Genomic DNA, 12736 nt, shown 5'->3' with positions numbered 1-12736 from the left:
CGTCATGACGATGAATGCGTTTATCGGCAGTTGGGCGTTGGTGTCGTCGGCGTTCAAAAACCAGAACGGCGAGCTGAATTACCCGCTGGGCGAGCAGGTGTTGGGGCGCATCCACTATGAGGCCAACGGCACGATGGCGGCGCAGCTATACAGCGCCGTGCGGCCGCGTTTCGTCGCCGACGATTTGGCGCAGGGATCCGAGCGGGAGATCCGTGCCGCCTTCATCAATATGATTTGCTACTTCGGCCGTTATCAGGTGGAAGAAAGCGAGCAACGGGTGGTGCATCAGGTTGAAGGCTGCTCGTTCCCCAATTGGATAGGCAGCCGTCAGGTGCGTTTTTACGCCTTTAACGCTGATCGGCTGACGTTGCGCACGGTGCCGCTGCAGCTCGGCAACGGCGTGCAGGTTGGCGAACTGGTGTGGCAGCGGACAGGAGCGTCGTCATGATCATCGTTCATCATCTCAATCACTCGCGGTCGCAGCGCATTCTGTGGTTTCTGGAAGAGCTGGGCGTGCCCTATCAGGTGCAGCGCTACGAGCGCGATCCCAACACCATGCTGGCGCCGCCGGCGCTGAAAAAGATCCACCCGTTGGGCAAATCGCCGGTGATCGTCGATGGCGATCTGACGCTGGCGGAATCCGGCGCCATTATCGAATACTTGCAGGAAGCCTACGACGCACAGGGCATGTTTATGCCAACCGACTTCCACGCGCGTCAGCAATACCGCTACTGGCTGCACTACGCCGAAGGATCGCTGATGCCGCTGTTGGTGATGAAGCTGGTGTTCAGCCGTCTCGGCCAGCCGCCGATCCCCTGGCTGCTGCGGCCGGTGGCCGGTGCGATCGGCAAAGGCGTGCAGCGGGAATACCTCGACAAGCAGATCGCGCCGCACTGCGAATTCCTCGAACAGCACCTGAATAAGGGCAGCTGGTTCGTTGGCAACGACTTCAGCGCGGCGGATATTCAGATGAGCTTCCCGCTGGAGGCGATGGCGGCGCGCGGCGCGTTGGATGATTGCCCGAAACTGCGCGGCTTCCTGCAGCGCATTCACGCCCGGCCCGCCTACCAGCGGGCATTGGAGCAGGGCGGTCCTTACGACCTGCTGAGTTAAGCGGATGGGCTATACTCGATGGGGTCATTCTTCATCGGAGGTAGCCCATGGCTACGCAAATCTTCGTTAACCTGCCCGTACGCGATCTGCCCGCCTCAATGGCGTTTTTCACCCAGCTTGGCTTCAGCTTCAACCCGCAATTTACCGACGATACCGCCGCCTGCATGGTGGTCAGCGACACGATTTACGTGATGCTGCTGACCCACGACAAATTCAGGATGTTTACCCCGAACCCGATCGGCGACGCCAAACAGGCCACCGAAGTGTTGGTGTGCCTGTCGCAACCCAGCCGGGCGGCGGTGGACGAACTGGTGCGCAAGGCAATCGCCGGCGGCGGCAATACCTATCATCCGCCGCGGGACTATGGCGTGATGTACGGCCACGGATTTCAGGACCTGGACGGCCATATCTGGGAATTGATGTATATGGATCCCGCGGCGGTGCAGGCGCAATAAGCTCGCCGTGAAGCAGGTCGGCAGGGGCGCCGGATCGCCCCGTCTTTTCGCGCAGAAGCCATTCCCGCCGTTTTCTGCATAAATTGCCGCGATCTTTAGTTGATTAGACGCTAGGGAAGGCAGGATAATCGTTTGCCTTGAATAAACCACCATAAATCACCCGTACCGCGCGCTGCGAGTTAAACGTTTGCCTGGGTGCGCATCGCCGTTGGCGGTGTGGCATAAGGGCAGGGATGCGGAACGTGACGTAAACGATTACGTGGCGATCGGGCGCGGGCGAGATTACAGGCCTGCTGTGACGGGCCGATTCATGAAACACAGGGGAAGTAACCTATGTCGAACTCTCAAGCGAACCACGCCGCAAAACCAACCGGCGGGCTTGATGGCTATTTTAAAATTTCCGCGCGCGGCAGCAGCGTGCGTCAGGAGGTGGTGGCGGGGCTGACCACCTTCCTGGCGATGGTGTACTCGGTGATTGTGGTGCCGAGCATGCTGGGCAAAGCGGGTTTCCCGCCGGCGGCGGTGTTTGTCTCCACCTGCCTGGTGGCCGGTCTGGGGTCGCTGTTGATGGGGCTGTGGGCTAACCTGCCGATGGCCATCGGCTGTGCGATCTCGTTGACCGCCTTTACCGCCTTCAGCCTGGTGCTGGGCCAGCACATCAGCATTCCGGTGGCGCTGGGCGCGGTGTTCCTGATGGGCGTGCTGTTTACCATTATCTCGGTCACCGGCATCCGCGCCTGGATCCTGCGCAACCTGCCGATGGGCGTGGCGCATGGCACCGGCATCGGCATCGGGCTGTTTCTGCTGCTGATCGCCGCCAACGGCGTCGGCCTGGTGGTGAAGAACCCGCTGGATGGCTTGCCGGTGGCGCTCGGTGCGTTCACCTCTTTCCCGGTCGTCATGACGCTGGTCGGCCTGGCGGTGATCTTCGGCCTGGAGAAACTGCGCGTGCCCGGCGGCATTTTGCTGGTGATCATCGCCATTTCCATCATCGGCCTGATCTTCGACCCGGCGGTGAAATACCAGGGGCTGTTCGCCATGCCGAGCCTGGCGGACGCTGACGGCAAATCGTTGATCTTCAGCCTGGATATCATGGGCGCATTGCAGCCGGTGGTGTTGCCGAGCGTGCTGGCGCTGGTGATGACCGCGGTGTTCGACGCCACCGGCACCATCCGCGCGGTGGCCGGGCAGGCCAACCTGCTGGATAAAGACGGGCAGATCATCAACGGCGGCAAGGCGCTGACCTCGGATTCCCTGAGCAGCATCTTCTCCGGCCTGGTGGGCGCCGCGCCCGCTGCGGTTTACATCGAGTCCGCCGCCGGCACCGCCGCGGGCGGCAAGACCGGCCTGACCGCCACCGTGGTCGGCATTCTGTTCCTGCTGATCCTGTTCCTGTCGCCGCTGGCCTATCTGGTGCCGGTCTACGCCACCGCGCCGGCGCTGATGTACGTCGGCCTGCTGATGCTGAGCAACGTCACCAAGCTGGACTTCAATGACTTCGTCGACGCGATGGCCGGCCTGCTGTGCGCCGTGTTCATCGTGCTGACCTGCAACATCGTCACCGGCATCATGCTGGGCTTCAGCTCGCTGGTCATCGGCCGCATCTTCTCCGGCGAATGGCGCAAGCTGAACATCGGCACCGTGCTGATCGCCGTGGCGCTGGTGGCGTTCTACGCCGGCGGCTGGGCGATTTAAGCCGCTTGGGTTTCCCTCGCCCGCCGGGCGGGGGAGCCTGTTACGGCAATTCCCTTCTTAAGATAAGTCTTCTTCTGCTCTGCACCGCGTTTTGAAAGGCACAACAAGCTTTAACGGCTGTAAAAAAAGTGATCTACTATCGTGACCAACGCAGGCCCTGAGCCGATGTCGTCTGAATCGTAGAGTCTAAGGAAAGCATGGAAATCTTTTTTACAATCCTCATTTTGATCCTGGTGGTCTCCCTGTCCGGGGTGGTGACGCGCATGTTGCCGTTCCAGGTGCCGCTGCCGCTGATGCAAATCGCCATCGGCGCCCTGCTGGCCTGGCCGCATTTCGGGCTGCACGTCGATTTTGATCCCGAACTGTTCCTGGTGCTGTTCATCCCGCCGCTGCTGTTTGCCGACGGCTGGAAAACGCCGACGCGCGAATTCCTGCATCACGGGCGTGAAATTCTCGGCCTGGCGCTGGTGCTGGTGCTGATCACCGTGGTCGGCGTCGGTTATCTGATCTACGCCATGGTGCCGGGCATTCCGCTGGTGGCGGCCTTCGCTCTGGCGGCGGTGCTGTCGCCGACGGATGCCGTGGCGCTGTCCGGCATCGTCGGCAAAGGGCGGATCCCCAAGCCGATCATGGGCGTGCTCGAGGGCGAGGCGCTGATGAACGACGCCTCCGGCCTGGTGTCGCTCAAGTTCGCCATCGCGGTGGCGATGGGCACCATGGTGTTCACCGTGGGCGGCGCGACCCTTGAATTCCTCAAAGTGGCGATCGGCGGCCTGCTGGCCGGCGTGGCGGTCACCTGGACCTACAGTAAATCGCTGCGGGTGATGAGCCGCTGGAGCGGCGACGATCCGGCGACCCAGATCGTGTTCCTGCTGCTGCTGCCGTTCGCGTCCTACCTGATCGCCGAACATATCGGCGTTTCCGGCATCCTGGCGGCGGTGGCGGCGGGGATGACCATCAGCCAGTCCGGCGTGATCCGCAACGCGCCGCTGGCGATGCGCCTGCGCGCCAACAGCGTCTGGGCGATGCTGGAATTCGTGTTCAACGGCATGGTGTTCATCATGTTGGGCCTGCAGCTGCCGGGCATTCTTGAAACCTCCATCCTGCAGGCGGAGCTGGATCCGACCATCCAGACCTGGTACCTGTTCGCCGACGTGGCCACCATCTACGCCGCGCTGTTGGTGCTGCGTTTCACCTGGCTGTGGGTGATGAAGAAGGCCAGCAACCGCTTTATGAAAAAGCGTCCGCTGCAGTTCGGCGATTACAGCACGCGTGAGCTGTGGGTGGCGTCGTTCGCCGGGGTGCGCGGGGCGATTACCCTGGCCGGTGTGCTGTCGATACCGCTGTTGCTGAGCGACGGCACCGCCTTCCCGGCGCGCTATCAGCTGGTGTTTATCGCCGCCGGGGTGATCCTGCTGTCGTTGATCGTCGGCGTGCTGGCGTTGCCGCTGCTGCTGCGCGGCGTGCAGGTCACCGACAAGAGCGCCAGCAAGCAGGAAGAGCGCATGGCGATCGCCATGGCGGCCGAAGTGGCGATTGAGAGCGTGAACAAAATGGAAGAGCGCCTGGTTGCCGATACCGAAGAAAACCTCGATCCGCAGGTGTTGAAAGAGGTCAGCTCGCGGGTGACGGGCATGCTGCGGCGGCGCATCGCGTCGAAAGACGATATCGAGAATGCGCTGGCGATGGAAAACCTCGAGCGGCGTTTCCGCCTGACGGCGCTGCGCGCCGAGCGCGGCGAGCTGTATCACCTGCGCGCCACGCAGAAAATCAGCAACGAGACGCTGCAAAAACTGCTGCACGATCTCGACCTGCTCGAAGCGCTGCTGATCGAACGCGAAGGGTAAATCTCAGAAGAGGAATAAACGTTTTCCTCTTTATTTCTGTCCTGAAGGGCCGCCTGTGCGGCCCTTTTTTTGGTTACTTGAGCGGCGGCCAGTAGTCGCGGCAGCAGGCGATCCAGGCCTGCGCGCTGTGCGACAGGTAGCTGCCCTGGCGCCAGATCAGGCCGATTTTCCACTCCATGCGCGGCTCCAGCGGCAGCCAGACCAGGTTTTCCTTGTCCAGCCAGCGACAAACCGGCTCCGGCAGCATGGCGATGCCCACGCCGGCCTGCACCATCGAGGCGAGAAAGTCCCATTGGCCGCTGCGCACCGCGATTTGCGGTTCAAAGCCGGCCAGGCGAAACGCCTTCATCAGCATCTTGTACAGCGCAAAGTCTTCGTTATAAATCAGGATCGGGCTGTCGGCCAATTCGGCGATATTGATGCTGGTGCGGTTGAGCCACTGCGGCGTGCGCGGCGCCACCACGCACATCGGATGGCCCAGCAGCGGCAGAAAGGTCAGCGGCTGCGCCGAATCGAAGGGCAGCACCGTCATCGCCAGATCCAGTTCGCCGGACATCACCGCCTGTTCGACCGACAGCCCGCCCAGCTCGGAAATCTTCAATTCGATGCCGGGGTAGGTCTGGCGAAAGCGGCGGATCAGATCGGCGATCTGCCTGCCGACCATCGGCGGAATGCCCAGCCGCAGCACGCCCTTTTTCACCGAGCTGATGTCTTCCAGCTCCGCCTCCAACTGGCGGAACTCGTCGAGGATCGTCAGGCCGCGCTGGTACACCGCCTGGCCGCTGTCGGTCAGGCGCAGCTTGCGGCCTTCGCGGATCAGCAGCGTGCATTCCAGCTCTTCCTCCAGATGCCGCAGCATTTTGCTGATGGTGGGCTGGGTGACGAACAGTTTTTCCGCCGCGCGGGTGAAGCTTTGCTGGCGCACCACTTCAACGAAGTAGCGCAGGGTGCGGACATCCACGTTAGGGCTCTCCTTGGGGACGCTACCGGCGGGAAACTATTCCCGGACGGCATGATGTCGATAATTTTAATTCATTTCAGGCGTGGTTTCCCGGCTGCGTATACTGTAGGCCGTCAATTTATTGTTTGAGGTCATCTTTCATGTCTCTGGCGTTACGCCGCGTTGCCCCCTCCCTGCTGACCCGTTTGCAGGTGCCGATCCAGGTGGCGTTGTATGCGGCGCTGTTCCTGATCGCCGATCGTCTGGTGCAACAATTCCACCTGCCGCTCCCCGCCAATATCGTCGGCATGCTGATGCTGCTGGCGCTGATCCTGCTGCGCATTCTGCCGCTGAGTTGGGTCAAGGCCGGCTCCCGCTGGCTGCTGGCGGAAATGCTGCTGTTTTTCGTGCCGGCGGTGGTGGCGGTGGTCAACTATGCCCAGCTGCTGATGGTCGAGGGCTGGAAGATCTTTCTGGTGATCGCGGTCAGCACCATGCTGACGCTGGGCGCCACCGGGCTGGTGGTGGACAGGGTGTATCGGCTGGAGATTTGGCTGCAGCGGCGGAAGCAGCGCCATGAATGATTTCATCCTTAGCCTGGCCTGTTTTCTGGCGACGCTGGCGCTCTATTTCGCCAACAAGAAACTCTATCGCCGCCGCCGCACGTTGCTGCTGATGCCGCTGGTGCTGACGCCGATGATTCTGGTGTTGCTGCTGGTGGTCACCCACATCTCCTATCAGGACTACATCGGTGAAACCCACTGGCTGCTGTGGCTGCTGGGGCCGGCGACCATCGCCTTCGCGGTGCCGGTGTACGAGAACCTGCATATCATCCGTCGCCACTGGCTGTCGCTGACCGCCGGGGTAATGACCGCAGTGCTGGTGGCGGTGTACAGCTCGGTGTGGCTGGCGCGCCTGCTGACGCTGCCGGAAGAGGTGCAGCGCAGCCTGGCGGTGCGGTCGATCACCACGCCGTTCGCGCTGGAGGCCGCCAAGCAGATGGGGGGCCAACCGGACCTGGTGGCGTTGTTCGTGGTGATCACCGGGGTGTTCGGCATGGCGGTGGGCGACATTCTGTTTTTGCGGCTGGCTGTACGCAGCCGCCTGGCGAAAGGGGCCGGATTTGGCGCCTCGTCGCATGGCGCCGGCACCGCCCGCGCCTATGAACTGGGGCCGCAGGAGGGCGTAGTGTCGAGCCTGGTGATGATGTTGGCCGGCATTATCACGGTGGTGGCCGCGCCACTGATCGGCCGGCTGATGTGGTAAGGAGGCGGTCTGCGGCGAACTGCGCCGCAGACCGTAGAGCGTCAAGGAAGGTTGCCTAGCATCGCCGGCGTGCGCGATGACTGTCGCAAGGCGCGTCCTATCTCCTCGTGGCTGAAGATAATGGAGTGATGATTGCAGGGCAACGGATGCACCTGCAGATGTTGACCGATTGCCGACAGGCCATTGTCGGCAATCGCCAGCAGTTCCCGCTCATCGCCCAGGCCGGTGATATTCAGATTTGCATCTTCGGTCGCCTTGAACAGCGTGATGCGTGCATGTTGCAACGGTGCGCTGAGCGTTTGTTTCGCCAATGCCAGCTCCGTCGGCTCTGCCTTTAAGGCCCGGTCGGCGGCCTCGCCGTCAATACCCAACATGGCCAGCATCGCCGCCAGCATGCCCGGCTCGCTGCGGATCTGGAATGGGGTTCGGTAGAAGGTATCAAGCAGGAACAGTTGGATATCGCGATAGCCCTGGCTTTCCAGTTGAGCGGCCATCTCCAGCGCGATCAGGCCCCCTAGCGACCAACCCAACAGACGGACGGGGCGCGCCGGCGACAGCCGCATATGGCCGAGATAATACGCCGCCAGCTCGCGTAGCGAAGTGATGTGCGGCTGTTGGAACAGGTTGTAATTGTTGATGCCTAACACATTGAAATCTTTCTCTAAGTAGTTCGCCAGATCGCGATAAACATCGCAACCGGTGACGGCAGGATGGACCATCCAAACGCTGTCGGGGCTGATGGCGTGGTTCAGGCGCTCTACCTGTTTAAAGGTAAAGCTGGCCTGATTCAGACGCGTCAACAGCTGCTGCAGGGGTTCGGAGGTGGCTGGAGCCGTTGCGGGCACGCCGTCGGTGAGAATACGGGCCTGGCCGCGCAGCGTCGAGTGAGCAAACAGCGTCTTAATGCCTAACGAATGCCCGTGTCGCTTCAGTTTAACCAGCAGTTGAATGGCGTGCAGCGAATGGCCGCCCAGCGCGAAGAAATCATCGTCGCGGCCAATGCGCGTTGTGCCCAGCAGTTCGCTCCACAGTTCGGCCAACTGCTGTTCCTGCTCGCCTTGCGGGGCTTCATAAGCAGCGGTTTCCTGCATGTTGGCCGGTGCCGGTAACGCTTTGCGATCCAGCTTGCCGTTGGGCGACAGCGGAAAAGCATCCAGCCGGATAAAACAGGACGGCACCATAAAGTCCGGCAGGTGTTGCTGCAATTGCCGACGCCATTCGGCGGCGTCTGCCGTTTGCTCTGGGGCGATGACATAGGCGACCAGGCGCTTGCCGCCGCTTTCGTCTTCCCGTGCCAGAATGGCGGCGTCTTCAACCCCTGAACACTGTCTGAGCTGTTGCTCGATCTCGCCTAATTCAATGCGCAGGCCGTGGATTTTGACCTGGAAATCGTTTCTGCCTAGATACTCAATGTTGCCATCCGGCAGCCAGCGGGCCAGATCGCCGGTTTTATACAGGCGAGCCTGCGGCTCGGCGCTGAAAGGATCGGCGATAAATCGCTCGGCGCTCAGCGCCGCGCGGTTCAGATAACCACGGGCAACCTGAATACCACCGATATGCAATTCGCCGGCGATGCCAGGCGGTAACGGTTGCAGTTGGTCATCCAGAATATGGAGCTGGGTATTGGCGATCGGTTTACCGATCGGTACCAGTGGGCGAGGATCATCGGGCAGGCATTGCCAGCTGGAAACGTCTACGGCGGCTTCCGTCGGGCCGTAGAGATTGTGCAGTTCCGCCTGCGGCAACTGCTGCAGGCAACGTTGTACCGTAGCGAGCGGCAACGCCTCGCCGCTGCACACGATGCGTTTCAGGGAGGCGCACTGCGCCATATCGCCGTGGCGCAGAAACAGTTGCAGCATAGAGGGGACGAAATGCAGTGTGGTGACGCCATGTTGTGCGATGCAGGCGCTGAGATAATCCGGTTCCTGGTGACCGCCCGGTTTGGCGATGGCCAGCCGGGCGCCGACCATCATCGGCCAGAAAAACTCCCAGACAGAGACGTCGAAGCTGAACGGCGTTTTCTGCAGCACGACATCATCCGGCGTCAGTGTATAAGCCTTTTGCATCCACAGGAGTCGGTTGATCACCCCGCGGTGTTCGTTCATCACCCCTTTGGGTTTCCCCGTCGAGCCGGAGGTGTAAATCACATAAGCCAGGCTGCGCTGTGGATCGGCGGCCAGCGGCGGCGGGTTGCCATCCGGCGCTTGCCGCCACAGATGGCTCTCACGCTGAAGATGCAATCGCGGCACGGCGATATCGCGCAGCGGGTGCAGCGCGTGTTCGCCGCCATCGTCGATCAGAACGAATCTGGCGCCGCAATCTTGCAGCATGTGGCGCAGGCGGTCTTGCGGATAGTCGGGATCGAGCGGTACATAGGCGGCGCCCGCCTTCAGGATGGCGTACAGGGCAATCACCATATCCGGGCTGCGGTTGACGCATACCGCGATGCGATCGTCAGGCTGTAATCCCTGCAGCCTGAGAAAGGCAGCCAATCGATTCGCCCGCTGATTCAGCTGTTGATAACTGATCTCGTGGTCCCCGTAGCACAGCGCCGGCGCTTCTGGCGTCAGTGCGGCCTGCCGTTCCAGGAATTGATGTACGCCTTGCGGCATGTCAGCCCATGTTTGTCGGGTTTCATTCCATTGATGGAAGATTTGCTGTCTTTCCTGCGGCAACAGCAGCGGTAACTGCCCCAGCGGCAGCGCCGGATCGCCGTCCAGTAGCGTGTTCAGCAGGTGCAGTATGCGGGCGGCGATGCGCTCACCGTCTTCCTGACTGAACCAGGCCTGATTGAAGTTGAACTCCAACAGCGGGTCGTCGCCCGGATGGTAATGGCGCAGGTAGACGCCGAGGGGCAGCTGTTCCTGACCGTGGTGCAGGTTTTCCACCTTGAACTGGCTGCCTTCCAGTTCGATGTCGGTCGGAAAAACCTCCAGAGAAAAGCTGATGTCGAACAGTTGGCGCCGCTCCTGCTGATGCAGGTTCAACTGGCGGTTGAGTTCGGCAATGGGAAAACGCTGGTGACGATAACACTGGCGCAGCTCGCTGCCGATTTGCCGCAGTAAGTGGCCGAAGGATTGCTGTGAATCGACCGTGATGCGCAGTGGGATCATCGAGGAAAACATGCCCAATGTTTGCTTATGTTCGGCGGTACTGCGGTTATGTACCGGCACGCCCAGCGTGAATTGATCGGTTTGCCAAATCCGGGCGAACCAGGTGGCCAGCAAAGCGCTAAAAAAATGCATTGCAGAACCGCCCTGCGCGGCGGCGTATTGTTCCAACTGTAGGAAACGCTCGCGTGGCAACCGCTTGATTATCTGATGGCTGGGGTAGGTTTGTTGCTCACAGTGATTTTGGCGGCGTTCCAGCATGGAGGGGGGCGCGTCGATGAAACGCTTCAACCAGAAATCACGATCGCGCTCGTAGCGTGGAGACTGCTGATAGGTGCGATCGCTGATGACGAAGTCTTGGTAACGCGAGTGGGGGGCTTCGTTTTTTATCCCTGCTTTTAATTGTTTATAGCGCTCCATGATCATTTTGCTCAGCAGGGAAATTGAGGTGCCGTCCGCAATCAGGTGATGGGAAGCAAGCAGCCATAGTGTGCTGGATCCGCTGACTTTGGCCAGGTGGCAGCGCCAAAGCAGGCTGTCATACAGTGAATAAGGCTGCAGGAATTGAGAACGAAGGTGTGTTTCTGCCAGGCTGATGGCATCTTGTCTCTGCGAAAAATCGTGGTAATGCAGGTCGATATAGGCCCGGTCGCAGGTTTCCTGGGTAATGCCTTGCGGCGTTTCTTTCAGCGTGGTTTGCAACGCATCATGTTGTTGCTGGATTTGCCGTATGGCTTCTTGAAAAAGCGGTAGCGAAATCTCGCGCTCTACGCGCCATAAACACCCAACGTTATATAAGGGGATATCGGGGTTTAAAGATTGGTCTAGCCATACGGCTTGTTGCACGGTCGTCAGGGAATAAGCGGACACGGAACCACCTCCACAAATAAGGAATGAATCGAATTAAATAAAGTGAGTCGCAGCCAAGCACTCGAACATTATAAAAGGTGATTATTAAGTTGGCCTGTTTTCACATTAAATATTTTTAATGATTTTATTTGATTATAATAAATTAAATGATTTTAGTGTTAATGATTTATATTTTATTTATTTTCAAACTGGTTTTTTTGCCATTGCTTTTGTGGCGTGTTAATCACGATTGACTGGCTTTTATGCGTGATATTAGTAAGTGCAATCATGTAATTTATTGTTTTATTTGTGATTTTTTATTTTTGGCAAAAAGGGGCGGAGCTGAGGCGGTTCGTAAGCGATAACGGAGTGGTATCTCAGCGGGCAAGTTCGGTTGCTTCTCTGCAAGAGATAACAGGCTGAATCATAAAAAATTATAAAGAATCTCTTATGTTGTATTATTATAAAAGAAATAATAATGAATAATAAGAAGTAAAGCTTATTGTGATTTCATGCATTTCTTTATTCGTAATTCTGCTGTTAACTTTCATAGGAGTATGACGTTTCAATTAAACTGCGATGAATGATCCGTTATTGGGCAATTAATGGATTAACTTTAATGAGATAATAAATGTGAAACGTTGATGCCGAGTGATACCCGAAATGAAAGGCGCAACGAGAACCCTGTCTCGCTGCGGCTCGATCCTACGGGGAGGTAGCAGGTTAGCAGACGGCGGCTTTGACGAGTTCCACCACCAGCGGCGAAAGCTCGCCGCGCAGTGCAGCGCGTTCTGATTGGAACAGCGTGGCGACGTAAAAACGCCGCTCCGGCAGTTCGATGGCGCGCACGTCGCCTTCGGCATCGTGGCCGCTGATAATCAGCGGGAAGCGCTCAAGGTCGGCGACGAAGTCCGGAGCCACGCCAAAGTTGCAGTGGTAGCCTTCATGGGTGTTCAGGCTGCCGTAGGCCTGCGCGACACGGGTGTCAGGCTGAAAAACGATGTCGCCGGTTTTTTCCACCAGCGAGCAGCTCAGCGGGGCGATCACCAACCGGCCACCGCTGTCGGTTTCCGCATGGCCGGCGTCGTGCCAGCCCATCACGTTGCGGGCGTACTCGATGATGGCGTACTGAAAGCCGCCGCAGGAACCGAGGAACGGCACGTCGTTTTCCCGCGCATGCCTGATCGCCATAAAGGCGCCGTCGTCGTGACAATATGGGCTGCCTGGCACCACCCAGATGGCATCGAAATCTTGCAGGACATCGGGGGAGGTCAGGGTTTCGGTCGGTAGCCACTGGGGCTGCACGTCGATGTCGAGATGGGCGGCGGTGAGCTGGAGCGCCACGGGGATGGCCTGATGGGCCACGGCTTGCGGGTTGTAATCACCGACCAGAGCAATGCGGACTTGAGCTTTCATCATTTCCTTTCCTGTGCGGGTAAAGAAGGAGATTACAGGAAAGCG

The 12736-nt window shown here is 59.4% G+C and carries 10 protein-coding genes; 7 read left to right on the top strand and 3 right to left on the bottom strand.

The features are described from left to right. Positions 1-4 precede the first annotated feature (4 nt). The 5 genes from ACJ8QF_RS17680 (at position 5) to ACJ8QF_RS17660 (ending at position 5110) form a co-directional block, all read left to right on the top strand. Complete coding sequence (locus ACJ8QF_RS17680; protein WP_265261111.1) at positions 5-448, top strand: lipocalin-like domain-containing protein; 444 nt, start codon at positions 5-7, stop codon at positions 446-448. After that, positions 445-1113, top strand: a complete 669-nt coding sequence (locus ACJ8QF_RS17675; protein ID WP_004936814.1) for a glutathione S-transferase family protein — start codon at positions 445-447, stop codon at positions 1111-1113. Before ACJ8QF_RS17680 ends, ACJ8QF_RS17675 begins: the two co-directional genes overlap by 4 nt. Positions 1114-1160: 47 nt before the next feature. Beyond that, positions 1161-1568 carry a VOC family protein gene (locus tag ACJ8QF_RS17670; RefSeq protein ID WP_015379207.1) on the top strand — a complete coding sequence of 136 codons (408 nt, stop codon included), beginning with the start codon at positions 1161-1163 and terminating at the stop codon, positions 1566-1568. A 333-nt stretch (positions 1569-1901) separates the two neighbouring features. Next, on the top strand, positions 1902-3263 hold the full coding sequence (locus ACJ8QF_RS17665; protein WP_004936819.1) for an NCS2 family permease: 1362 nt from the start codon (positions 1902-1904) through the stop codon (positions 3261-3263). Positions 3264-3460: 197 nt separating this feature from the next. Then, complete coding sequence (locus ACJ8QF_RS17660) at positions 3461-5110, top strand: Na+/H+ antiporter (protein ID WP_004936822.1); 1650 nt, start codon at positions 3461-3463, stop codon at positions 5108-5110. Between the two features lie 73 nt (positions 5111-5183). Here ACJ8QF_RS17660 and ACJ8QF_RS17655 read toward each other — a convergent pair whose 3' ends face one another. Further along, positions 5184-6071 carry a LysR family transcriptional regulator gene (locus ACJ8QF_RS17655; protein ID WP_004936826.1) on the bottom strand — a complete coding sequence of 296 codons (888 nt, stop codon included), beginning with the start codon at positions 6069-6071 and terminating at the stop codon, positions 5184-5186. 140 nt (positions 6072-6211) lie between these two features. Between ACJ8QF_RS17655 and ACJ8QF_RS17650 the strand changes: the two genes are divergently transcribed. Beyond that, complete coding sequence (locus ACJ8QF_RS17650; protein ID WP_004936830.1) at positions 6212-6634, top strand: CidA/LrgA family protein; 423 nt, start codon at positions 6212-6214, stop codon at positions 6632-6634. After that, entirely contained in the window at positions 6627-7316 is a 690-nt protein-coding gene (locus tag ACJ8QF_RS17645) for an LrgB family protein (RefSeq protein ID WP_049189117.1), read from the top strand. Before ACJ8QF_RS17650 ends, ACJ8QF_RS17645 begins: the two co-directional genes overlap by 8 nt. Positions 7317-7357: 41 nt before the next feature. On the opposite strand, the gene ACJ8QF_RS17640 is transcribed toward ACJ8QF_RS17645, so the two are convergent. Further along, the gene (locus tag ACJ8QF_RS17640) at positions 7358-11296 is read right to left on the bottom strand and encodes a non-ribosomal peptide synthetase (RefSeq protein ID WP_442537729.1); all 3939 of its coding nucleotides are present in this window, start codon (positions 11294-11296) and stop codon (positions 7358-7360) included. A 702-nt stretch (positions 11297-11998) separates the two neighbouring features. Beyond that, entirely contained in the window at positions 11999-12694 is a 696-nt protein-coding gene (locus ACJ8QF_RS17635; protein WP_021505130.1) for a CTP synthase C-terminal region-related (seleno)protein, read from the bottom strand. Between the last annotated feature and the right edge of the window lie 42 nt (positions 12695-12736).

This window comes from Serratia sp. CY81684, from assembly GCF_052166595.1.
Classification (GTDB): Bacteria; Pseudomonadota; Gammaproteobacteria; order Enterobacterales; family Enterobacteriaceae; genus Serratia; species Serratia nematodiphila.
Note: the sequence above shows the minus strand (reverse complement) of the source record. Positions and strands in the feature narration are given on the sequence as shown.

Coding starts and splice junctions, on each gene's coding strand:
- ACJ8QF_RS17645 (WP_049189117.1), top strand. CDS start 6,627: ATGAATGATTTCATCCTTAGCCTGGCCTGTTTTCTGGCGACGCTGGCG.
- ACJ8QF_RS17680 (WP_265261111.1), top strand. CDS start 5: ATGACGATGAATGCGTTTATCGGCAGTTGGGCGTTGGTGTCGTCGGCG.
- ACJ8QF_RS17670 (WP_015379207.1), top strand. CDS start 1,161: ATGGCTACGCAAATCTTCGTTAACCTGCCCGTACGCGATCTGCCCGCC.
- ACJ8QF_RS17660 (WP_004936822.1), top strand. CDS start 3,461: ATGGAAATCTTTTTTACAATCCTCATTTTGATCCTGGTGGTCTCCCTG.
- ACJ8QF_RS17635 (WP_021505130.1), bottom strand. CDS start 12,694: ATGATGAAAGCTCAAGTCCGCATTGCTCTGGTCGGTGATTACAACCCG.
- ACJ8QF_RS17665 (WP_004936819.1), top strand. CDS start 1,902: ATGTCGAACTCTCAAGCGAACCACGCCGCAAAACCAACCGGCGGGCTT.
- ACJ8QF_RS17675 (WP_004936814.1), top strand. CDS start 445: ATGATCATCGTTCATCATCTCAATCACTCGCGGTCGCAGCGCATTCTG.
- ACJ8QF_RS17650 (WP_004936830.1), top strand. CDS start 6,212: ATGTCTCTGGCGTTACGCCGCGTTGCCCCCTCCCTGCTGACCCGTTTG.